This is a genomic window from Herbaspirillum sp. GCM10030257 (genome assembly GCF_042666555.1).
In the GTDB taxonomy this organism is placed as follows: Bacteria; Pseudomonadota; Gammaproteobacteria; order Burkholderiales; family Burkholderiaceae_D; genus Noviherbaspirillum.
The window spans coordinates 20,104-43,480 of the sequence record NZ_JBHTDH010000001.1; the positions used below are offsets into that span (position 1 = coordinate 20,104).

General features: G+C 56.3%; 22 protein-coding genes. 13 read left to right on the forward strand and 9 right to left on the reverse strand.

Going from position 1 to position 23,377, the window contains the following annotated elements:
* Positions 1-100 precede the first annotated feature (100 nt).
* From ACFQUU_RS00075 to ACFQUU_RS00115, 9 genes are all read left to right on the forward strand, one after another.
* Complete coding sequence (locus ACFQUU_RS00075; protein WP_382242131.1) at positions 101-826, forward strand: 16S rRNA (uracil(1498)-N(3))-methyltransferase; 726 nt, start codon at positions 101-103, stop codon at positions 824-826.
* A 145-nt stretch (positions 827-971) separates the two neighbouring features.
* Positions 972-1,391: a YidB family protein gene (locus ACFQUU_RS00080; protein ID WP_382240828.1), complete on the forward strand. Its 420-nt coding sequence runs from the start codon at positions 972-974 to the stop codon at positions 1,389-1,391.
* Positions 1,392-1,410: 19 nt separating this feature from the next.
* Positions 1,411-2,277, forward strand: a complete 867-nt coding sequence (locus ACFQUU_RS00085) for a zinc-dependent peptidase (protein WP_382240831.1) — start codon at positions 1,411-1,413, stop codon at positions 2,275-2,277.
* Between the two features lie 93 nt (positions 2,278-2,370).
* Positions 2,371-3,348 (forward strand): bifunctional riboflavin kinase/FAD synthetase, encoded by a 978-nt coding sequence (locus ACFQUU_RS00090; protein WP_382240834.1) that lies wholly within the window; start codon positions 2,371-2,373, stop codon positions 3,346-3,348.
* Between the two features lie 62 nt (positions 3,349-3,410).
* Positions 3,411-6,260, forward strand: a complete 2,850-nt coding sequence (ileS, locus tag ACFQUU_RS00095) for an isoleucine--tRNA ligase (protein ID WP_382240837.1) — start codon at positions 3,411-3,413, stop codon at positions 6,258-6,260.
* Between the two features lie 205 nt (positions 6,261-6,465).
* Entirely contained in the window at positions 6,466-6,987 is a 522-nt protein-coding gene (gene lspA / locus ACFQUU_RS00100; RefSeq protein ID WP_382240839.1) for a signal peptidase II, read from the forward strand.
* 50 nt (positions 6,988-7,037) lie between these two features.
* Entirely contained in the window at positions 7,038-8,228 is a 1,191-nt protein-coding gene (coaBC, locus tag ACFQUU_RS00105) for a bifunctional phosphopantothenoylcysteine decarboxylase/phosphopantothenate--cysteine ligase CoaBC (protein WP_382240842.1), read from the forward strand.
* Positions 8,229-8,302: 74 nt separating this feature from the next.
* Positions 8,303-8,752 (forward strand): dUTP diphosphatase, encoded by a 450-nt coding sequence (gene dut, locus ACFQUU_RS00110; RefSeq protein WP_382240845.1) that lies wholly within the window; start codon positions 8,303-8,305, stop codon positions 8,750-8,752.
* A 13-nt stretch (positions 8,753-8,765) separates the two neighbouring features.
* On the forward strand, positions 8,766-9,872 hold the full coding sequence (locus tag ACFQUU_RS00115) for a M48 family metalloprotease (protein WP_382240848.1): 1,107 nt from the start codon (positions 8,766-8,768) through the stop codon (positions 9,870-9,872).
* A 165-nt stretch (positions 9,873-10,037) separates the two neighbouring features.
* Here the strand turns inward: ACFQUU_RS00115 and ACFQUU_RS00120 are convergent, their stop codons facing one another.
* Positions 10,038-10,955 carry a DUF4394 domain-containing protein gene (locus ACFQUU_RS00120; RefSeq protein WP_382240850.1) on the reverse strand — a complete coding sequence of 306 codons (918 nt, stop codon included), beginning with the start codon at positions 10,953-10,955 and terminating at the stop codon, positions 10,038-10,040.
* A gap of 606 nt (positions 10,956-11,561) precedes the next feature.
* Between ACFQUU_RS00120 and ACFQUU_RS00125 the strand changes: the two genes are divergently transcribed.
* Positions 11,562-12,011: a c-type cytochrome gene (locus ACFQUU_RS00125; protein WP_382240853.1), complete on the forward strand. Its 450-nt coding sequence runs from the start codon at positions 11,562-11,564 to the stop codon at positions 12,009-12,011.
* A gap of 40 nt (positions 12,012-12,051) precedes the next feature.
* Here the strand turns inward: ACFQUU_RS00125 and ACFQUU_RS00130 are convergent, their stop codons facing one another.
* From ACFQUU_RS00130 to cysT, 6 genes are all read right to left on the reverse strand, one after another.
* The gene (locus ACFQUU_RS00130) at positions 12,052-12,927 is read right to left on the reverse strand and encodes a DMT family transporter (protein WP_382240856.1); all 876 of its coding nucleotides are present in this window, start codon (positions 12,925-12,927) and stop codon (positions 12,052-12,054) included.
* A 102-nt stretch (positions 12,928-13,029) separates the two neighbouring features.
* The gene (locus tag ACFQUU_RS00135; protein WP_382240859.1) at positions 13,030-13,722 is read right to left on the reverse strand and encodes a two pore domain potassium channel family protein; all 693 of its coding nucleotides are present in this window, start codon (positions 13,720-13,722) and stop codon (positions 13,030-13,032) included.
* Positions 13,723-13,980: 258 nt separating this feature from the next.
* Positions 13,981-14,910, reverse strand: a complete 930-nt coding sequence (locus tag ACFQUU_RS00140; protein WP_382240862.1) for a CysB family HTH-type transcriptional regulator — start codon at positions 14,908-14,910, stop codon at positions 13,981-13,983.
* 12 nt (positions 14,911-14,922) lie between these two features.
* Positions 14,923-15,990 (reverse strand): sulfate/molybdate ABC transporter ATP-binding protein, encoded by a 1,068-nt coding sequence (locus ACFQUU_RS00145; protein ID WP_382240865.1) that lies wholly within the window; start codon positions 15,988-15,990, stop codon positions 14,923-14,925.
* Entirely contained in the window at positions 15,987-16,901 is a 915-nt protein-coding gene (gene cysW, locus ACFQUU_RS00150) for a sulfate ABC transporter permease subunit CysW (protein ID WP_382240868.1), read from the reverse strand. The genes ACFQUU_RS00145 and cysW overlap by 4 nt, the downstream gene beginning before the upstream one ends.
* Before the next feature lie 2 nt (positions 16,902-16,903).
* Complete coding sequence (gene cysT, locus ACFQUU_RS00155; RefSeq protein WP_382240871.1) at positions 16,904-17,767, reverse strand: sulfate ABC transporter permease subunit CysT; 864 nt, start codon at positions 17,765-17,767, stop codon at positions 16,904-16,906.
* A gap of 460 nt (positions 17,768-18,227) precedes the next feature.
* On the opposite strand from cysT, the gene ACFQUU_RS00160 reads away from it, so the two are divergent.
* Genes ACFQUU_RS00160 through ACFQUU_RS00170 form a run of 3 tightly spaced genes read left to right on the forward strand, consistent with a single transcriptional unit; the run spans position 18,228 to position 21,793 of the window.
* The gene (locus ACFQUU_RS00160) at positions 18,228-20,348 is read left to right on the forward strand and encodes a TonB-dependent receptor (protein ID WP_382240874.1); all 2,121 of its coding nucleotides are present in this window, start codon (positions 18,228-18,230) and stop codon (positions 20,346-20,348) included.
* A 10-nt stretch (positions 20,349-20,358) separates the two neighbouring features.
* Complete coding sequence (locus ACFQUU_RS00165; protein ID WP_382240877.1) at positions 20,359-21,084, forward strand: hypothetical protein; 726 nt, start codon at positions 20,359-20,361, stop codon at positions 21,082-21,084.
* A gap of 4 nt (positions 21,085-21,088) precedes the next feature.
* Entirely contained in the window at positions 21,089-21,793 is a 705-nt protein-coding gene (locus tag ACFQUU_RS00170) for a PepSY-associated TM helix domain-containing protein (protein WP_382240880.1), read from the forward strand.
* A gap of 401 nt (positions 21,794-22,194) precedes the next feature.
* Here the strand turns inward: ACFQUU_RS00170 and arsH are convergent, their stop codons facing one another.
* Both arsH and arsC read right to left on the reverse strand, forming a co-directional pair.
* On the reverse strand, positions 22,195-22,953 hold the full coding sequence (arsH, locus tag ACFQUU_RS00175; protein ID WP_382242134.1) for an arsenical resistance protein ArsH: 759 nt from the start codon (positions 22,951-22,953) through the stop codon (positions 22,195-22,197).
* On the reverse strand, positions 22,946-23,377 hold the full coding sequence (gene arsC, locus ACFQUU_RS00180; protein WP_382240883.1) for an arsenate reductase (glutaredoxin): 432 nt from the start codon (positions 23,375-23,377) through the stop codon (positions 22,946-22,948). The genes arsH and arsC overlap by 8 nt, the downstream gene beginning before the upstream one ends.

Here is a 23,377-nt window from a genome sequence, read left to right on the forward strand (position 1 = left end):
AGTGGAAACAAAGATAACAAAGTAATAACAAAGCACCAGCCTATTCAACTTCCTGCGACTTCAACGCATACTTTTGCGTAAACAACTCGCCAATCTAAACATGCCCCGCTTCTATATCCCCCAAGCCCTTTCTATTGGTACGGTAGTTTCCCTGCCTGAACATATTACGCATCACATCCACGTTCTCCGGCTTGCTATTGGTGAAGCGATTACCTTGTTCAACGGCGAAGGGGGAGAATTCACAGCAACCATGCAAACCATAGAGCGCAGGCGGGCTGTTGCAGAGGTAAAAGCCTTTTCTCCGCGGGAAGCCGAACTGCCGTATGCATTGACGCTGGCCCAGGCTCTGCCGGAAGGCAGCAAGATGGACTGGATTATTGAAAAAGCGGTGGAACTTGGTGCCACCGCGATCCAGCCGATTGCGGCCCAGCGTTGCGTCGTCCGTCTTTCATCCGAGCGTGCGGCGAAAAAGTATGAACATTGGAAGAACATTATTGAAGCAGCTGCCGAACAGTGCGGTCGTAACCGGCTGGCCCATCTTGCTGAACCAGAACAGTTCACCCAATGGATAAGCCAGAGCGACTTGCATCGCCGTATCCTGCTGTCGCCGCGCGCAACCCAATCACTCTCTGAATGGGCGCGACATCATCCGCCCCAATGCGTGTCTCTGCTGATTGGTCCGGAAGGGGGATTCACTGAGCAGGAGGAAAACATGGCGCTCAGCCAAGGCACGCTTTCCTTATCTATCGGACAACGTGTTCTGCGTACGGAAACCGCCGGAATTGCTGCAATTTCTGCTCTGAATGCGGTGTGGGGCGAATTCTGAGAAAGCCGCCCGGACTTTTCCAGGCTCTTTCAAGCCAAAAAATTTTGCGCCATAAACCCAGATCAAAAGTCCCGTTGATTCCTCACCGGCATGTCCGCATTTCACCTAAGGTAACTGCTTTCTCCAATTTCTGAGGAGGCACGCGATGGGGCTGCTCGACATGGCATTCGACATGCTTGGCGATAACCATTTGCCATTAATGGATTCCAGGACTCGCCTGTTGCAGGCGGCCTTGGCACTGATTGCCAATAACGGCCAGACCGGGGGTCTGCACGGCCTGGTTGAGCGTTTCCGGGAAGAGGGAGTAGTCGATATTATCCGCTCGTGGATCGGTGCCGGACCCAATATGGCGGTCGCGCCGTCCCAGATGGAAAAGATTCTTGGTGAAGGCCAGCTTAAGCAGATTGCAGAGGAAACAGGGTATACCGAACACGAGGCGGCTGAACACCTCAGCATCATGCTGCCCGACCTGATCGACCAACTCACTCCAGCAGGGCAGATCCCCCATGGCGGTGTAGGGAACATGAGTGTGCTGCTGGACCATTTCATGGGCGGCTATCACTAAAATCGGTAACAATGCCGGCATGGAATGGTTACGCCGACTCTTTGCCCGACAAACACCCCGTATTCCCAACCCGATGTGGGCAGCGGCCGTCAGCCGCCTGCCCTTTCTGCGGCGGCTTGCGCCGGATGATCTCGTTCGCCTGAAAAACCTGAGCGAGTCGCTGCTTGAGCGCAAAACCTTTACCGGTGCCGGTGGTTTTGCGCTGACCGACGAGATCGCGGTACAGATCGCCGCCCAGGCTTGCCTGCCCGTCCTTAACCTCACCCTTGACATGTATGACGACATGGCAGGTGTCATCGTATATCCGGCGGCGTTCATCATTCCGCAGGCGGAGGTAGACGAGGCCGGTGTAGTGCATGAATGGCATGAGCCGGTATCGGGGGAGGCCATCGATGCCGGCGGGGCGGTGGTGTTGTCCTGGGAAGACGTGGAGGAAACCGATGTTGCCGGATACAACGTTGTCATCCACGAGTTTGCCCACAAATTAGATATGGGGAATGGATCGCCGAACGGATTTCCGCCGTTCTTGCCCGAATGGCATCGAGCGTTAAGCGCAGTGGAATGGAAGCGCGAATTTTCAGCTGCATACCAGGACTTTTTACGGCGCGTCGAGATGGTTGATGCCGCGTTACCATCGGATTTCGATGATGAAAATCCCGAGCATGCGGCGCTCTACGACACGTTGGCCGCGCAATTGCCTCTTGACCCGTATGCAGCCAAGCATCCGGCAGAGTTTTTCGCGGTCGCGTCCGAGGCATTTTTCGTTTTCCCGGAGCCGCTTGCACTGGCGTATCCAGCGATCTATCGCTTGCTGAAAGACTACTATCGGCAGGATCCGCGTTCCGCCGAAGTGCGGGATTCTGGTGCCGGATCGCGAATTGATTGACACTTTGGCACCCCAACCTCCCCTTGCAGGGCGGAAAAGCGCGCGAAAGCGCATATAATCACAGGTTTTGCATCTGGACTCCGAGCCATCTCCATGAAGGTATTTCGCGGACTTCCCAACGCTGCATCGCGAGCGCCCTGCGCGCTGACGATCGGCAACTTCGACGGCGTGCACCGTGGCCATCAGGCCCTGCTTGCGCACGTGCGCGAAGCAGCGACGCGACTTGGTGTCGAAGCGGCCGTCATGACCTTCGAGCCGCATCCGCGCGAGTTCTTCGCCCGTCTGGCCGGCGACCTGTCGCGCGCGCCGACCCGGATCGCCAACTTGCGCGACAAACTCCAGTCTTTATCCAATGCCGGCATCGACCGTGTCATCGTCGAGCATTTCAATGCCCATTTCGCCTCCATGTCTCCGGATGACTTCGTCGAGAAGGTCCTGGTGGAAGGCTTGCACGTCAAATGGCTGATGGTCGGCGAAGATTTCTGCTATGGCTCCAAGCGCGCAGGCAATGTCGCAACGCTGATCGAAGCAGGCAAGAAATACGGCTTCCACGTCGAAGCCATGCCGGCCGTGACCAATGAAGGCACCCGGATATCCTCGTCGGCTGTGCGCGCCGCGCTGGCCGACAGCAACTTTGCGCTGGCGGCGCAATTGCTCGGCCATCCCTACGCGGTCTCCGGCCATGTCACCCATGGCAAGAAGCTGGGCCGCACCATCGGTTTTCCAACCCTCAACCTGCGCATGGCGCACAAGCGCCCTGCGCTGTCGGGCATATTCGTGGTGCAGGTGCATGGCCTGGCAGATCATCCATTGGAAGGTGTCGCCAGCCTAGGTGTGCGGCCGACGGTAGAGGATAGCGGCCGCGTGCTGCTGGAAACCTACCTGTTCGACTACGCGGAACAGTGCTACGGCAAGATCGTGCGCGTCGAGTTTTTAAAGAAACTTCGCGACGAAGAAAAGTACATCGACCTGCCGACCCTCACTGCTGCGATTGAACGCGATGTGCAGCAGGCCCGCGATTTCTTTAAAGAGCGCGAAGCGCTTGCCGTGTCGGCGACAGACCGAATTTGACGATCAGACGATGCTGATATCGATGCCGTTTGATCCACCGAATTTTTAACATTGAAACCACCATGTCCGAGCAAAAAAACAAGTACCCGGTCAACCTGACCGAAACCGCCTTTCCCATGCGCGGCGATCTCGCCAAGCGCGAACCGAAATGGGTCAAGGAATGGCAAGACAAGAAGATCTACCAGCGTATCCGCAAGGCCTCGAAGGGCCGTCCGAAGTTCATCCTGCATGACGGTCCTCCCTACGCCAACGGCGACATCCATATCGGCCATGCGGTCAACAAGATCCTCAAGGACATGATCGTCAAAGCCCGCAATATGGCCGGCTTCGATGCGGATTACGTACCGGGCTGGGATTGCCACGGCATGCCTATCGAAATCCAGATCGAGAAACAATACGGAAAGAACCTGCCGACCGCCGAAGTGCTGGCCAAGTCGCGCGCCTATGCGTCGGAACAGATCGAGCGCCAGAAAAAAGACTTCATCCGTCTTGGCGTGCTGGGCGAATGGGACAATCCTTACAAGACCATGAACTTCGGCAATGAGGCCGATGAAATCCGTGCGCTCGGCACCATCCTCGAAAAAGGTTATGTCTATCGCGGCCTCAAGCCGGTGAACTGGTGCTTCGACTGTGGCTCGGCCCTGGCAGAAGCCGAAGTTGAATACCAGGACAAGCGCGACCCGGCCATCGACGTCGGCTTTCCTTTCGCCGAGCCGGAAAAGCTGGCCAAAGCATTTGGCCTGAAGAAGCTGCCGACCGACAAAGGGTATATCGTCATCTGGACCACCACGCCGTGGACCATCCCCGCCAACCAGGCGCTGAACGTGCATCCTGAGTTTGACTATGCACTGATACAGACTGAGCGCAACGGCGAAGCCATGCAGCTGATCCTCGCACAGGATCTGGTCGAAGCCTCGCTGCAGCGTTACGGCCTTGAAGGCAAGGTCATCGCCACGGCCAAGGGCGAAGCGCTGTCGCTGATCAATTTCCGCCATCCGTTCGCCGGCGCCGACAAAGGCTACGATCGCATGTCGCCAGTCTACATGGGCGAATACGTGACGCTCGATACCGGTACCGGCATCGTGCACTCGTCGCCTGCGTACGGCATCGAAGACTTCCAGTCCTGCAAGGCGCATGGGATGAAGGATGACGACATTCTTAACCCGGTGATGGGCGACGGCAAATACGCGTCCTGGCTGCCCTTCTTTGGCGGCATGAATATCTGGGAAGCGTCCAAGCCGATCTGCGCAAAGCTGGATGAAGTCGGCTCGCTGTTCAAGCTGGTCATGTTCGACCACAGCTACATGCATTGCTGGCGCCACAAGACGCCGATCGTTTACCGCGCGACGTCCCAATGGTTCGCCGGCATGGATCGCAAGCCGAAGGACAACGGTCCGACCTTGCGCGAAACCGCGCTCGCCGGTATCGAGGCAACCGCCTTCTTCCCCAGCTGGGGCAAGGCCCGTCTGCACGGCATGATCGCCAACCGTCCCGACTGGACCCTGTCGCGCCAGCGCCAGTGGGGTGTGCCGATGGCTTTCTTCGTGCACAAGGAAACTGGCGAACTGTATCCGCGAACGCCTGAACTGCTGGAACAGGTGGCACAGCGTGTCGCGCAGCACGGCATCGAAGCCTGGCAGGCACTCGACCCGAAAGAACTGCTGGGCGATGACGCCGACATGTACGTCAAGAACAAGGACACGCTCGATGTGTGGTTTGATTCCGGCACGACCCACCAGACCGTGCTGCGTGGCTCGCATGCGGCGGAATCGGCTTTCCCGGCCGACCTTTACCTCGAAGGTTCGGACCAGCATCGCGGATGGTTTCATTCCTCGCTGCTGACGTCGTCGATGATCAACGGCCGCGCGCCGTACAAGGCCTTGCTGACGCACGGGTTCGTCGTCGACGGTGAAGGCAAGAAGATGTCCAAGTCCAAGGGCAACGTGGTCGCGCCGCAAAAGGTGTCGGACACCCTTGGCGCCGAGATCCTTCGCTTGTGGGTAGCGTCGACCGATTACTCCGGCGAACTGTCCATCTCTGACGAGATCCTCAAGCGCGTGGTGGAATCCTATCGCCGTATCCGCAATACGCTGCGTTTCCTGCTTGCAAACACGTCGGACTTCGATCCGAGGAAAGATGCGGTGCCGGTTGCCGACCTGCTTGAAATCGACCGCTATGCGATCGCGCGTATGGCCGAATTGCAGGCCGATATCCTGCAAAACTATGAGGTGTTCGAATTCCACCCGGTGGTCGCCAAACTGCAGATGTACTGCTCGGAAGACCTCGGCGGCTTTTATCTGGATATCCTGAAGGACCGGCTGTATACGAGCGGCACGACTTCCGCCGCACGTCGTTCGGCGCAGACTGCGATCTGGCATATCACCCAGGCATTGCTGCGCGTCATGGCGCCGATCCTGTCGTTCACGGCGGAAGAGGCATGGGCGGTGTTTGCCGGCCCGGAAGGCTACGCGGAAAGCGACGAAACCATTTTCACGCAGGTTTATTACGCGCTGCCCGAGATTGCCGATCGTGACATGCTGCTGACCAAGTATGCCGTCTTGCGTGAAGTTCGCACCGACGTGACCAAGCAGTTGGAAGAAGTGCGTGTGGCCGGCGGCATCGGCTCCTCGCTGCAGGCGGAAATCGAGATCAAGGCGAGCGGCGACAAGTTCAGTTTGCTCAACAGCCTCGATGATGACCTGAAGTATGTGTTCATCACCTCGGCAGCAAAGGTCACGCAAGTAAACAACGCAGCGGAAGAAGCTGTGACGGTCACGCCCTCGGCGCATCAGAAGTGCGAACGCTGCTGGCACTATCGCGCCGACGTGGGCGCCCATGCCGAACATCCCGGCCTGTGCGGACGCTGCTTCAACAACTTGTTCGGCCGTGCGGAGCCGCGCAAGTTCGCGTAAGCCGGCATAAGCCCGCATCAGTTTGTATAAGTTTGTATTCGCAGCCGGCACGGACAGCATTCTTGTTGCCTGCATTTCCCTTAAAAGAATGCAGGCAACACTGTTGGACGGGCCGGTACTTGTTTCGCATGTCCATGACACCGTTGAACGTTGAATTTTGCATGTTCAACACTCAGGCAACCGGTCGATAACTTAAATTCCTGCTATGGCATCCAAACAAAAGAGCATCAAGATGTTTTCGTCAGGACAGAGCGCGAGCATTGCGCCCTGGCTTGGTATTGCTGCAATCATTGTCCTGATTGACCAGATCACCAAGATTACGGTCAACAAGATGTTTACCTTTGGTGAGTCGGTTCCCGTCACCTCTTTCTTCAACCTGGTGCTCGCCTATAACAAAGGCGCCGCATTCAGTTTCCTTGCCAACGAATCGGGCTGGCAGCGCTATGTATTTACTGGCGTCGCCATTGCCGCGGTGATCTTTATCACCTATCTGCTGAAGCGTCACGCCGGGCAACGTTTGTTTTGCTGGGCGCTGGCATTGATCCTTGGCGGCGCGGTCGGCAATGTGATCGACCGTGTGCTCTATGGCCACGTGATCGACTTCCTTGATTTTTACATACCAAATTCCAGCCTGCCGCACTGGCCGGCGTTTAACGTCGCCGACATGGCCATCGTCGGCGGTGCCATCCTGTTCGTCATTGATGAACTCCGGCGCGTCGGGAAATAACTTGTTGGCAACACTGCTACACTAACGCCATTGGATTATTGGGAACTTGCATGGACCTCGCACGGAAACGAATCGTCTTGGGCCTTACCGGTGGCGTGGCCTGCTACAAGGCTGCCGAACTGACGCGCGGCCTCGTCAAGGCCGGCGCAACGGTCCAGGTCGTGATGACCAATGCGGCGACGCACTTCATTACGCCGGTCACCATGCAGGCCCTGTCTGGCCGCACGGTCTATACCGACCAATGGGATGCGCGGATTGCAAACAACATGCCGCACATCGACCTGACGCGCGATGCGGATGCGATTGTCATCGCGCCCTGCTCCGCGGATTTCATGTTCAAGCTCGCGCATGGCGCCTGCGACGACCTGCTGTCGACCCTGTGCGTTGCACGCCCGATGACCGTACCCTTGCTCGTCGCGCCGGCAATGAACGTCGAGATGTGGCAGAACCCCGCAACACAACGCAATGCCACGCAGTTGCGGTCCGATGGCATCCACATTCTTGGTCCCGACGCCGGTGAGCAAGCTTGCGGGGAAACCGGCATGGGGCGCATGCTGGAACCCGAGCAACTGCTTGAAGAAATCATTGCCTCATTCCGCAACAAGGTCCTGACCAACAAACGCGTCCTCGTTACCGCGGGCCCGACCTTTGAGCCTATCGACCCGGTGCGTGGCATCACCAATCTCTCTTCCGGGAAAATGGGTTATGCGATCGCACGCGCGGCACGTGAAGCCGGCGCCGAGGTGACGCTCGTGTCCGGTCCCACCGCCCTGTCCACACCCTTCGGCGTGCACCGCATCAATGTCCAGACCGCGCAGCAAATGTATGACGTGGTCATGTCCCGGGCGGCCAGTCAGGATGTCTTCATTGCGGTCGCCGCGGTAGCCGACTGGCGTGTCGCCAATGCCAGCGTCCAGAAGCTGAAAAAGAACGAAGCCGGCGATGTGCCGCAACTGCAATTCGAACAGAATCCGGACATCCTCGCTGCCGTCGCCGCCCTGAAAGACAAGCCCTACTGCGTCGGCTTTGCAGCCGAATCCGAAAACCTGCTCGAATACGGTGAGGCCAAGCGCAAGCGCAAGGGCATTCCTCTCCTGGTCGGCAATATCGGTCATCAGACGTTTGGCAAGGATGAGAACGAGCTGGTGCTGTTCGACGATGCTGGCAACAAGCGCCTTGCGCGCGCGGACAAGCATTCTCTGGCGCGGCAACTGGTCAGCGAGATTGCCGGCCGCTTGTGATAGCGCAACGATAAGCTGTATTTTTTTGTAAGCCCCTGTGCGTCTTCGGACATGCAACTTTATTCTTACACCTCATGAAATCCATAGACGTCAAAATCCTCGACCCGCGCATGAAAGAACAGCTTCCCGCTTATGCAACCCCGGGAAGCGCCGGGCTCGACCTGCGCGCCTGCATCGATGAACCGATGACCATTCGCCCTGGCGAAACCCATCTCATTCCCACTGGCCTGGCCATTCACCTCGCCGACCCGGGCTATGCCGCGATGATCCTTCCTCGCAGCGGCATGGGCCACAAGCATGGCATCGTGCTGGGCAATCTCGTTGGCCTGATCGATTCCGATTACCAGGGCCAGCTGATGGTATCGACCTGGAATCGCGGACAAACCGAATTCACTCTCAATCCAATGGAACGACTGGCGCAACTGGTCATCGTTCCCGTGTTGCAGGTGGGTTTCAACGTGGTGGATGAATTCGATTCCAGCGAACGCGGTGCCGGCGGTTTTGGCAGCACCGGGAAACATTAATAAAGGAAGACACATGCCTGTTCTCACGCGACTTCAACCGCTTTTGCAGATTGCCGCGCCTCGCAAGGAACTGCTGCTGATCCCCGCCGCATTGCTGCTGGCAGCCTGCGCCACCACCACTTCCGCTCCGCCCGATTTGCCGGCCAGACCGGCGGAACCAAGCGTACGCACGGCACCGCCGGCGCCACCGACACAGGAAGAAATTGCGTTGCAGTCGCTCGCTACGATGCAGGACCGGTTGTACCGGGTTGCGGCACCACTGATCGTCAATAACCCCCAGCTTTGCAAGTCCCAGGCACGCAACCTGCTCGGCTTTACGGCCAAGAACCGCTATTCCTATTCGAACGAATACATAGCCGCAGCGCAAAAGGTACTGGGGTTGGGCGACAAGCTGCGGATCATGGGCGTACTGGCCGGTAGCGGTGCGGCGAATGCAGGTGTGCGCGCCGGCGACGTCCTGCTGTCCGTCGAAGATCGTATCCTGCCCGAAGGCGAGAATGCGGAACGTCAGGCCGCCTCCGTTCTTGCGCCACTGGTCACTGGCCGTTCATCAGTCAAAATCGCGGTGCTGCGTGATGGCAGCAATGTCACATTGAATGTTCCGCTGACCCATGCCTGCGCTTATGGATTTGAACTTGGCAATACCGATAACGTCACCGCGTATGCAGACGGCTACCGGGTGCTGGTATCGCGTGGCATGATGAATTTTGCAAAGACCGACGACGAGCTTGCCTACGTACTGGCAAAGGAAATGGCCCATAACACGCTCGGCCATCCTGCACGCCAGCGCATGAGTGCGACAGTCGGTGGGATTATCGACAACCTGACACGCATTCGGCCCGACATGAGCACCATGAGTGGACTTGCAGGCGTCAAGCCCATGCCGCAAGAACTGGATGCCATTGCCGACAGGCTGTCGCTCTATATGCTGGTCCGTGCCGGCTACAAGATCGACGACACCGTTCCATTCTGGCGCCGGTTAGCGACGCAATATCCGCCGACAGTGCTGAACGCCTATACCGCCATGCATCCCGGCACCAACTTCCGCGTCGCGGCAATGGGCCGTACGCTGAAGGATATCAAGGCAAAGCAGGCGGCAAACAAGCCTCTGATGCCTTGAGTGGCTAGTCGGTAGCTGGGGCTATCGTGCCCCACCTTCCCTACGGGATGGGTAAGGCCAGGCAGGCTAGCCAAAACTGGCCTGCCTGGCTTCTAGAAGCATCCGGCATCGTCGGTACGGTCAGGGTGAAAGCGCTCTAATGTACAGATTGTGTGTGGCAAGTGCTTAGGGCTCGATGGCTATTCCGACAACGCGCTCGGGTGCACCGATCGTGCCGATCCTGGTGGCCTTGCCAGTATCAAGATTGACTTCGTACCACGAAGACGACAGTGCACCTAGTTGGCTGGCTGCGACAAAGGCGGCGCCGGAAACATCGGCGATGTCGAACGATACTTTTTCGACTGCACCCATACCAAGCGGACCAACGGTATATACCTGGCCAGTATTGGGTGACACCACCGGGGTTTTGCCCTCGCGGCTGCCTTGGGTCACCAGCGTGCCGTACGCCGCATCGATGGCGAAATTGGTGGTGAGCTTCTCATCCTGTTTGTTGTAGGTGTAACCGGCTGCGACGATGGCGGGTATCCGCCCCGCATGGATGTCTCCCGCCGCGTAAACCAGTTTGCCGTCAGCCTGCAAGCCAGGCGTGTTCGGATCGCCATCGACTATGGCACCAGTGTCCGGATGAATGCGCAGATTTTCGCCCTTGTTGCTCACTACGCGAATGCGGTCAACTGTGGGATTGAAGTCGAAGCCGACTTCTGAAACGGCCTGCATCATCGCCACTGACCCGCTGCCTATCATTGTCACTGTGCCGTTACCTGTGTTGATACGGTAAAGGCGGCCACTGCTACTTAGCCCATACAACCATCCCTTAGCGACACGGTAATCGATGCCAAGCAATGTCTCCTTGTCGTGCATGCCAACCAGAGGCTGCTGCGACAGTAGCTTTCCGGGTTCGCCGGCGTTGAACTTGATCAAATGGTTAGCAGCGGTTACCGCGTAGACCGTTTCCTTGCGTGGCGTACGGTGCTGTTCAGGGATGCCTGCGCATGCGGCAAGCACTGCCAACACAACGACTGCCGACACTGTTGCAGTTATGGATAGCAGACTTTTCCTGCGGGACTCGAGATTGATTTTCATGAGGTTGCTTGGGAAGAATCGATGGGTTCTGAATTAATGCGGATTACGCTCGATCGATTTAGGAGCGGCGAATTATGCTGACGGCGAAGTTGAGGCCGCAACATCGTTAGACTGTGTAGAAGGATACGCGAAAGAAGATGACAAGAGTTTCCAGGTTCCATGACTTCATCATGATTCGTGCAAAAGTTGTGCGCACTTCAAACGCATATTGAAACCCGAGGCTGGAAAGCCGTACTTTAGCGGATGCACGTCGCCATCTCGCGATACCCTGGCACCACTGTTTAGTCCTGATGCTTAATCCCGCACAACGTGTTGGTTCACACCAAACAGAAGATGTGGAAATTCTCTTTCAAGAGAACCAGCCAATCAGCGACTGTCTTTGAATAACCATGGTTTTTCAAAGGTTTAGAAGTTTCCCTAACTAAGTCAAGCCGGCTGGCATGTTCCCTGCAACAGTCTCTACGTCCTTTACCTGCGGGATGATGCTTCATGCATTCGTGTCTATCCCGGCGATATGGCGATATCGCAATTTCTATACCCGTAACCTGCTGTCGCAGGCTGTAATGGGTGCACATCATTAATCCATATGACAAGACAGGAGTCGTCATGAGTTATTCTTCTACCGCATTCGTTTTTAAGATGGCAAGCATGTTGTTCGCGCTTTTTACCGGTACGGCGCATGCCGCCGGAGATCCTGAACGTGGCGCACGCGATTTCCGGCCATGCATGGCCTGCCATTCGGTCAAACCAGGCGAGCACTCGATCGGGCCTAGCCTGGCCACCATGTGGAACCGTAAGGCTGGAACAGTTGAAGGGTTTCTCAGTTACTCTTCCGGGCTGAGAGAAGCAAACATCGAATGGAATCAGGAGAACCTCGACAAGTGGCTCAGCGCCCCTCAAAAATTCATTCCTGGAACCAGCATGAATTTCAAGGGAATCACAGATGCGCAGGAGCGCGCCGATATCATCGCCTATCTGAAAGCGGTTTTCGAAAACACGGCACCTGATATCCCGCCGCAAGGCGGCATGCTGCAAAAGCGACGCCGTGGCGGATGATGTGCGTTCGCCGTGTTCAGGTCGGCACCAACCCTTCTGGCTAGGTTTTTGTGGATCTTAGCGCCGTCGCGACGCCCGCCAGCGTCAACGCCATCGCCCCAAGCTCCCTCAACCCCAAAGGCTCTCCAAGACTCAAGGCAGCTGCAAAGACGCCCACGACAGGCGTCAACAAGGTGGCGATAGACGCCAAAGCCGGAGGTACCCGGCGCAGGGCGGCAAACCACATGATGTAACACAACCCCATCGGCACCAACGTCATGTACACCATGACCGCGCCGCCCCGGATACTTAGGGCAGACAGTTCTGGACGTTCAAACAGAACGCCGAACAGCACCATTGGCAGGCATCCAATGGCGAGCTGCCAGCTGACCAGTGCAAGGGGATCGATAGGCAGCGGCTTCATTGCCACTGTACCAAGCGCAAACAACATTGCAGCAGCCAATGCAAAGAGTACGCCTGGCCACTTGCCGACCCCTATGCCAGAGGTTGAACCGGCGAACAACAACGCTATGCCGGCAAGGCACAATGCCAGCCCCACGATACTTTTGGCACTTGGCTTTCGTCCCAGAAAAGGCCACGCGAGCAATGTGGCCCACACCGGCATCGTATAAACAAGAAGCGCTCCCTGCCCAGCGTTCAGCCAGCGCATGGATAAAGTGGAAAAACCCATCCACGCAAAGATATTGAAGAATGCGCCGAGCGAAATCCGGCCGACATACTCACGTGGCACGATCAGACTTCTTCCGGTTGACGCGGCGATCACTGCGATGATCAGTGCCGCGCAAAGACCCGAGGTCCCGCGCGCGAACAGGGGTGGCCATTCCTGCAGGAGGAACTTCATCGCCGGCCAGTTCAATCCCCATCCAATTGAAGTGGCAAGTAAGTAAAGCAAACCAATAGAGCGGGAATCGGGCATGGACAGGTTCGCGGACAGGATATGAGAGCCGACGGGTCGAAAAGCAGAGCTTAATGGTAAATCGGCCTGTGTGCTCGCCGAGAAATCGGTGTGCCAGCCGTGCTAGTCGGTTTCAGCGCTGTCGCTATTTTTATGCTTTGATGATGGCTTCGCCGAGGGCATCGTGAAACCGATGAGCCGAGTAACAACGGCGGCCAGATACATCAACCCTGTCAGCATCTCGATACTGGCCAATGAGCGGGCGTGCGCCGAGACGGCCACGATGTTACCCATCCCGGTGCCCGTCAGCAGCGCAAAGCTCAGGTGGTTCAGGTCGGACCAAGTGCGGATCGCACCATTGTCGGAGAAGGCACCAGATTGCAGCGCCTGAGTCATCACAAAGAGATGGGTGAACGCCCAGATAAGCAGTGTGAAGGTGGCGGCCGCTGCGTAAAGCTCATCGACGGTTGTCTGGTAGTCCTCCATCATGTAGGCAATAAGACTGGCGGCGGCAAAGAAATAGAAGGCGGCCTCCAGCGCGGATGACCAAGGGAGCAAGCCAGGCATGTCGAAGAGGCTTTGCAGCGCAACGAGCAGGATGACGGGGACTGCGAGCGTAACGCTGATCCAGGTTGGCCCCGGCGTCCTGTGAACTGTGCGAATTGTCATGCCCAACACGATGACACCGAAGACATTGAGGCCGGTTTGGCCAAATTTTGTGGCTTCGATGAACGGATACAGGAGTACGCCGAGCACTTGTACGAGCAGCAATATTGCGGAGGGGTGCCTTTTGGGGTGGTGAAAGAATTTCGTCATTTGGCAAACGTCCTGAAAGATATCTTTGTCATTAGATCATGCCAGGAACCGTCTGCCCCAAATTGCGGTTGTTCCAATCGAATTGATGTACCTCTGTTAACTGATTAATTCACTGCAAAAATGAGAAGGGACGACCAGATAGTCGTCCCTGTCCTTTCGGATCGCCGCATCAACTTATCGCGCGTGAGCCACAACGGAGTGGCGCCATTCGCAATTACCATGGCGCCCTACGACACTCCTGCCCTACTGGTAGATGCCTTAAGCGCCACCTATATTCAGCGCCGTCTCGATGTCCGAGCGCTTCAGCTCAGGTGCAAACTGCAGAATGAATTCATAGGTATATGACCGCAGATAAGCGCCACGACGCACCGCCAGGCGCGTCACGTTCGGCGCGAACAGATGCGGCACTTCGATTGCGTGCAAACGTCCGCCGCGGCTTTGCTCGACCGCCATCGACGCAACAATACCTACTCCGAGACCAAGCGACACATACTGTTGGATCACGTCAGAATCCATCGCGGTCAGCACGATATCCGTCGAAATACCAGCCTGCCTGAACGCGTCGTCGATATGGCTGCGTCCGGTAAAACCGACGTCATAAGTGATGAGAGGATAGGCGGCAAGATCTTCCAGCGATACGCTATGAAGGTGTGTCAGCGGGTGCCCCTCGGGTACCACGATCACATGGCTCCATTGATAGCACGGAAAAGAAACCAGTTCCTCGAACTGACTCAAGCCTTCAGTGGCGATGCCCACATCCGCCTTGCCGGAGATAACCCACTCGGCAATGTGCTCCGGAGAGCTCTGCTGCAATGCGATGCGCACATTGGGAAATGTTGAACGGAAAGATTGCACTACCTGCGGCAGTACATAACGTGCCTGGGTGTGGGTCGTCGCGACGCTCAGTGTTCCACTCTTTTCGCCCGCGTATTCCTGGCTAGCCTGTCGCAGGTTTTCCGCCTCCAGCAAAAGGCGGTCGATGATTTGCAGGATGCCTTTACCGGGTTGGGTCAAGCCAGTCAGCCGCTTGCCGTTGCGCTCGAAAATTTCGACGCCGAGCTCTTCTTCGAGTTCGCGGATCTGTCGGCTGACACCCGGCTGCGAGGTGAACAGGACATTGGCGACTTCGGTCAGGTTATAACCGCGGCGCGCAGCTTCCCGGATTGACCGCAGCTGTTGAAAATTCATTTGCTTTCTCCCTTATATGGCCTGGTCGACAAACACACGCAGGCGCTTGGGCCGCACCACCAGTGTTTCGCCTTCGCTGAAACCGAGTTGTGTGTATCGTTCGGTCGAAATGACAGCTTCGATGAGTTCCTGGTTATCGGCGCGTTCCAGTTCCAGTTGCGCCAGTGGGCCGATCGCATGGGCACGGCGCAGGCGGGCTACGATGCCTTCTGCATTGGCGGTATAACGGTCGACTTCCAACTCGTGCGGGCGGACGAAACCGACACCTTTCGCATCCTGCGCCTGCACATGATCCGGCGCGTCGAGCGTGACACCACCGGCATCCAGCACGCCTTCATGAACACGGCCGTGGAACAGGTTGACGTTGCCCAGAAAACCATACACGAAAGGCGACGACGGATGGTTGTACACCTCGTCCGGCGCACCGATCTGCTCGACCTTGCCTTTGTTCATGAGCACGATCTGGTCAGCGACTTCCAGCGCTTCTTCCTGATCATGCGTGACGAAGATACTGGTCACGTGCAGTTCGTCATGCAGGCGGCGCAGCCACCGGCGCAATTCCTTGCGAACCTTGGCATCAAGCGCACCAAAAGGCTCGTCAAGAAGAAGGACGCGGGGTTCCACCGCCAGTGCGCGTGCCAGAGCGATACGCTGGCGCTGGCCACCGGAAAGTTGCGGCGGATAGCGGTCGGCCAGCCAGTCCAGTTGCACGAGCTCAAGCAGCTGCATGACCTTTTGCCGGATGTCCGCTTCAGATGGACGCAGGTTGCGAGGCTTGACCCGCAGCCCGAACGCGATATTCTCGAACACGGTCATATGCTTGAACAAGGCGTAGTGCTGGAACACGAAGCCGACCTGGCGCTCGCGAACGTGGTGCGCAGACGCGTCCTGTCCATCCAGGAAAACTTGTCCTGCATCCGGCTGTTCGAGGCCCGCGATGATGCGCAACAAGGTAGTTTTGCCGCAGCCCGAAGGGCCCAGCAAGGCGGTCAGTTCACCCTGCGGAAAGCTGAGCGATACATTATCGAGCGCAACGAAATTGCCAAAGCGCTTGTTGATGTTGCGGACTTCGATACTCATGATTTTCCCTCGCCCTCATTCAGCGTTTTCAGATTCAGATCGTGCGCGCGCCATTCAACGAAGCTCTTGAGCGCCAGCGTCACCAGTGCCAATAAGGCGAGCAGCGAGGCCACCGCGAACGCAGCCGCAAAGTTATATTCGTTGTATAGAATTTCTACCTGTAGAGGCATGGTATTGGTCTCGCCACGGATGTGGCCCGAGACCACCGAGACGGCACCGAACTCGCCCATCGCACGTGCATTGCACAGGATGACCCCGTACAGCAGGCCCCATTTAATATTGGGCAGCGTCACATGCCAGAAGGTACGCCACCCGGATGCGCCTAACACGAGCGCCGCTTCTTCCTCTTCGCTGCCCTGCGACTGCATCAACGGAATCAGCTCGCGTGCAACGAAGGGAAAAGTGACGAAGACAGTCGCCAGCACGATACCCGGCACCGCGAACAGGATCTTGATGTCATGCTCGCGCAGCCATGGACCGAACCAGCCTTGTGCGCCAAACAGCAGCACGTAAATCAGGCCGGAGATGACCGGCGATACCGAAAACGGCAAATCGATCAGCGTGAGCAGGATGTTCTTGCCACGGAAGTCGAACTTGGCAATGGTCCAGGCAGCCGCGACACCGAAGACGAGGTTCAGCGGCACGGCTATCGCAGCGGTTAACAAGGTCAGCTTGATGGCCGAAATCGCATCGGGCTCCACAATCGCCGACGTGTACGCATCCCAGCCTTTCTTCAATGCCTCGGCAAACACAGCGACCAGCGGGATGAAAAGGAACAGGGTCAGGAAAACCAGCGCAATACCAATCAGTACGGCGCGGACCCAGACCGGTTCGACCGTGGCAGCCGGCGCATAGGCAGGTTCACCGCGCGGTATGGATATCGGGAGAGTTGAGACAGCAGCTCCGGCCATGTTTACACCCTCTCTGCCTGACCGCGCTTGCGTGTCCAGGCTTGCAACAGATTAATCGTCAGCAGCAGCGAAAACGACACCAGCAGCATCACCACCGCAATGGCGGTCGCCCCGGCATAGTCGTATTGCTCCAGCTTGGTAATAATGAACAGCGGTGTGATTTCGGACACCATGGGCATGTTGCCGGCAATAAAAATCACGGAACCGTATTCGCCTGTGGCACGTGCGAAGGCCAGTGCGAATCCGGTTAACAAGGCCGGCAAAATGGTCGGGAAAATGACCTTGGCAAATGTCTGCAGGCGATTTGCGCCGAGGCTGGCCGCAGCTTCCTCAAGTTCTCGTTCGGCTTCCTCCAGGACTGGCTGCACCGTCCTGACGACGAAAGGCAGACCAATGAAGGTCAACGCGACGACCACACCCAGCGGCGTGAAGGCGACCTTGACACCGAGCGGCTCCAGATAACGCCCGATCCAGCCGTTGGACGAATAGAGTGCGGTCAGCGCGATACCGGCGACCGCCGTGGGCAAGGCAAACGGCAAGTCCACCAGCGCGTCGACAATCTTCTTGCCGGGGAAGCGGTAACGAACCAGTACCCAGGCGACAATGCCGCCGAATACCACATTGATCAGGGCGCCAATCAGGGACGCGCCAAAGCTCAGCCGGTAGGAAGCCATCACCCGATCTGACGTCACAGCAGCCACAAAGGCATCCCACGTCATCGTAAATGTCTTTAAAAACACAGCCGACAACGGAATCAGGACAATCAACCCTAAATAAAACAGGGTAAAACCGAGCGAAAGCCTGAATCCTGGAATGACTCTTAAAACGCTGCCGCGGCTTGATGATTGTGTATATGCAGCCGCCATACCCTCCCCTTATTACAAATACAGCTATCGATGCGCCATATTCGCACTCAGAGGTTATAAAGCGAACTACTATTTATGCATCTTGTTATTCTCTTTTTGCATAAAGGTGCAGAGTCACCGGATAGTGCCCATCGTCATAACCTGCGATTGGTCAGTTTTATTTACTTACCAGCACACCGTACCTGCATACATTCAGATACAAATTGCTAAAAAGTGACATATCATTGATAATTGAATACGAATCGTTCTTATTTACAGTTCGATCCTGTTGAATTTACATCGTGTAGTCAACTATGAACGGCTACCCGTCTTTCTTTCACACATTGTTAGTTCAGCATCCAACATCTAGATTATCTTCCGATGTTTAACGGCATTGCGACGATCGTCTGCGTAATTCATTGCCAGCCACGGGGCCTTTCCTGCAGCCAGCCTAGCTTTTAACGCTAACCTGGAGAGTTTCGTGGTAATCAAGAAAAAGCAGCTTGCGCTGCTAGTCGCGCTGGCTGTTCAACAATCTTTCAGTTCAACGCATGCGCAGAATGCGGCCTCGGCGGCCGGAGATACAACGCTTCCTACCGTACAAGTTCAAGGCTCACGGGACCTCCTGCCAACTTACAATCCACCGACCGCGACCAGCGCGACAAAGATTGAAGCGCCATTGCGTGACATTCCGCAGACTGTGAATGTGGTACCGAACCAGTTGTTGCGCGACCAGAACGTTACGTCCATGGAGAGGGCTTTGCGACTCGTGCCGGGAGTTGGATTGTCCCATGGTGATGGCCAGCGCGACCAGGTGACTATTCGTGGCTTTACGGCGATTGCGGACCAGTTCATTGATGGTTTGCGGGATGATGCGCTGTATTTCCGCGACCTCTCCAATATCGAGCAAGTTGAAGTTCTCAAGGGTCCGGCGTCAGTCTTGTACGGCCGCGGATCTTCAGGCGGCCTCATCAACCGGATCACGAAAAAGCCCGGAGTTGATAGGAGCGAAATCACGGCGCAGGTAGGAAGCCACGATCAACGTCGCGGCGAATTTGATGTCGCCCGGAATTTCAAGGAGAGCGGCATCGCCTTTCGGGTAACCGGAGCCGTTGAACGCGCCGATAGCTATCGCAACAACCAGTTTCTCAACCGCGAAGCATTTGCACCGTCCTTGTCCTTCAAACTCGGGGCAAACACTGATCTGTTACTCCAGGCCGAGTATCTTTCTGACCGCCGTATTACCGATTTCGGCATTCCGGCCTACCGCGGCCGCCCGGTCGACGTCCCTGCGGGCACCTACTATGGTGCTCGCAATGCGCGTGACGTCGATACTTCCCAGTCGGACGTCACGGCGTTAGGTTTTAACTTGACACATCGCTTCAGCGATACGCTCTCTTTGCGCAATGCATTTCGTCATTACGATTACAAACTTGATCGAAACAATACCTTGGTTGGCGCAGTCAATGAGGCAGCACTTACGGCGTCCCTGAACCGCAGCAACGTTCGACGCGATGAACAAGGTTATTTCAATCAAACCGAACTGACGCAAAAGTCCACATTCGCCGGCATGACGCATCAATTCTTGTACGGGATCGAGATCGGAAAACAGGATAAGGATCAGTTTTTCCGTACGCAGAACAATATCGCGACGGTCTCTCTTTTCAACCCGATTCTGCCCGTATTGCCATTGTCAGTGACCGCAGCACCCTCCACCGACAATCTTGGCATCATGACCACTTCCAGTGCATACGTCCAGGACCTGGTGACGTTGTCCAAAGAATGGAAAGCGCTGGCAGGTATCCGCTACGATCGCTTTGAACAAGAAACGCAGGAGCGACGTGCAGGCCAGCCCAACTTGGCGCGTACCGATACCGCATGGAGTCCTCGCGTCGGTCTTATTTACCAGCCTAAATTCAATCAGTCGTATTACGCTGCATTCAGCAAGTCATTCCAACCGTCCGGCGAAGCATTTCCGTTAGCGGCCAGTAACGCGGAGATTGCTCCTGAAGAGACGACAAATAAGGAAATCGGGGGCAAGTTCGACTTCCTCGATGGAATGGCATCGGCAACTGCGTCCGTGTTTCGCCTCGAACGGACGAACATCAAGGCAACCGATCCCACGACGAATCGTCTGATTCCGATTGGCGTGCAACGTACCGACGGCCTGGAACTGACATTGACCGGCGACCTGTCGAACGGCTGGCAAGTGTATTCTGGCTATGCGTACCTGGACGCGAAAGTAACTTCTTCAATTGCACGAGACGCAGGACAGCCGGTACTAGGCAAGCGTGCCACTCTCACACCTCGGCACAGTGCAAATCTCTGGGTGACGAAGGCGTTTGACGATCGCTATCGCGCCGGCGCAGGTATCAACTACGTTGCCGATCGCTTCGCCAATCCTGGCAACACCGTGACGCTGCCTGCCTACACGACGGTCGATGCCATGATTGGATACCGTGTTGCCAAACTCGACTTGCAGCTCAATGTGAACAACCTGTTTGACCGTAAATACATCGTATCCGGACACGGCACCTCGCCATTGCTCAATCTGCCTGGCGCACCGCGCAATGTGCAAGTAACGGCACGCTATAACTTCTGAGGATATAAAGATGATCTGGCAAAACGCTATGACTAGAGTCGTTTTCTGTGCGATGGCGTTCGCGTCAAACCTGGCGCAGGCCCATTACCTGTGGCTAGAGCTTGCAGGAGAAAACGCCATACTGTCTTATGGAGAACTTGAAGAAGGCGCCAGGGAAAAATCCCCCGGCAAGCTCGACACGATTCAACATCCCAAAGTCATTGTCCTGGCCGGCCAAAAGATGTTAGATGCCGCCCCGGTCAGGATGCCGGATCATTTCCTCATCTCGGCTGTGCAACAGCAATCCACAGTATTGGCAAAGGAGGAAGCCACCGAAGTCCGCGACCTAAGCAAGTATGGTTTAGGCATCGCAAAAACCAACTACTATGCGCGCGTCGGGCGGCTTGCCGCTCCGGTTACCGCAGGTGGGGCGTGGCTTGCCCTTGATATTGGGCCCCAGGGAGGAAGCATCTTTTCTGTCCTTTACCACGGCAAACCCCTGCCAAGTGTAAAAGTGCAGGTTATTGCGCCCAACACATGGGTGCAGGAGCACACGGCCGACCAGCAAGGAAGAGTCAAGATTAATACGCCTTGGCGGGGCCAATACGTAGTCCATATTCTTCATGTGGATGGCGCTTCAGGCGAATTTGCGGACAAACGCTACCAATCCTTGCGAAATCATTTTACCTATTCATTGTTTGTAGAAGATGGCATGCCGGTCGGACCCGCGACTCCCCCACAACTTTTCGCAGAGTAGCAACATGCGTGACTATGCTGATTCAGAAGCGCTCGACCCGATGCCGGTCAACATTACGCAGATGAATAAGGCCGTTCAACCTCGCGGTCGCAGTAGACGAGCACTTTTTCTCCGGTGGCTTCGGCAGATACACCTCTACGTCGGGCTATGGGGTGCTGCCCTCGGCCTGCTCTTTGGCGCCACCGGTTTGTTACTCAATCATCGAGCAATTCTTAAAATCCCCGTTGAGAAAACAAGCGTTCGAACATTGCAGCTACGAGCCCCTGAGCAAGGTTTCAGCTCGCCAGCAAGCATGTCGGAATGGGTGCAGAAAGAATTGCAGTTCACCCCGATCGCCCCTCCCATCGTGAGGTCGCAAGCGTCTCAGATACTGCTGTTATCCGGCCGAGAACTGACGCAGCCGGAACGTTGGAACGTCAGCCTGACACGCCCGGAGGGGGCGATCAACGCCGAATACTTTGTCGGCACTCAGTCCATCAAAATCGAGCACGTCGATGCGACATTGATCGGCACCTTGACCAGGCTGCATATGGCCGTCGGCGTCAACGCCTTCTGGGTACTATTAACCGATACGATCGCAGGAAGCATGATTCTTCTATCGCTGACCGGATTGCTGTTGTGGACTCAATTGCATACCGTTCGGACGATCGCAGTCTTTGTCAGTATCGGGGCACTGCTCGGCGGGCTTGCATTTTTGTGGTCAATATAGACGACCGATCGTGAATGCCTCGCCGCAAAGTTGATATCACTGACGTGGATGATAAGCAGGCCACAGCTACGGAGCTTGCTGTCAATAGCCAGATTGAATAACGCCAGATCACGGGTTCGGTGTTCCAGTTGCTAGCGAGTACGTATGACCCAGATTTTCTTCAACGTCAAAGGCGCTTTTTGACCGACAAATTTGCCCTTGTTCCATGGCCGGATGGAATGGTAGTGGGCTGAGTTTGGTTGGCATTCATGACCGCCTCCTTCTGTAAATGTAAGAAGACTCATTCTGCGCCACCTATTACCGACGTTCCGCTACCCAAACCCGTCTCAGACCTTTCCCCAAAGCAGACGCTTTAACGGAATGCATCATAGGATGCGGCATTCAGGTAGCGTCCAGCCAAACTACTCCAGTTCGTCGCCAGTCTCGTCTTTGGCTTCGTGCTCCATTGCGGCCGCTGCCAATGCAGTTGTCAATTCCGGCGACGCTTCCTTGCGTTCGCTGTACCGACTTGTCAAGTAATCCGAGCGATCTCGCACAAGCAAGGTGAATTTGAAAAGTTCTTCCATCACGTCAACGAGGCGCTCATAGTACGAAGACGGCTTCATTCGGCCATGGTCATCGAATTCCTGATACGCCTTGGCCACCGACGACTGATTCGGGATGGTCACCATCCGCATCCACCGCCCAAGAACCCGCAATTGGTTGACAGCATTGAAGGACTGGGAGCCTCCCGAGACCTGCATAACCGCTAGAGTTCGGCCTTGCGTCGGACGAATACTTCCCATTTCCAACGGCAGCCAATCGATCTGGGACTTGAAGATTCCGGTCATTGCGCCGTGACGTTCCGGACTACACCAAACCTGCCCCTCTGACCAGGCAGAAAGACTACGGAGTTCCTGCACCTTCGGATGGTCCGGTGGGCAACTGTCCACCATGGGCAGGCCGTGCGGGTCGAAGACTCGCGTTTCAGCACCGAAGTGCTGCAGTATCCGCTCCGCTTCAAGTATCAGAAGGCGGCTGTAGGATTTTTCGCGTAGCGAACCGTACAGCAGAAGAATGCGCGGCGAGTGAGTCGACACCTCCGGTGCATCCAATTTTTCCTGAGTGGGAATGTCAACATGCGCGGCACTGAGGTTCGGAAGATGCGACAGGTCAGCCATTTCCTTTGACCCTCCGGCCTTCAGCGTCAATCACTGCTTCTCCGTCTTCCTTGCTGAACGGCCCCTTCTGAGGCAATGGAAGGATGTCCAGCACAACTTCTGACGGCCGGCACAAGCGAACGCCAACCGGCGTCACAACAAAGGGCCGATTGATGAGAATCGGGTTTGCCAACATCGCGTCCAGCAGTTGTTCATCGGTCAGATTCGAGTCGCCCAATCCCATTTCGGCGTACGGAGTGCCTTTTTCCCGGATGGCTTCGCGTACCGTCAATCCAGCTTTTTCAATCATTTCCTGCAGTTCTTTTTTGCTCGGCGGAGTCTTCAGGTACTCGATGACCTGCGGCTCGGCACCGGCATTACGGATGATTGCAAGGGTATTGCGGGACGTGCCGCAGCTGGGGTTGTGGTAAATCTTGATGTCCAT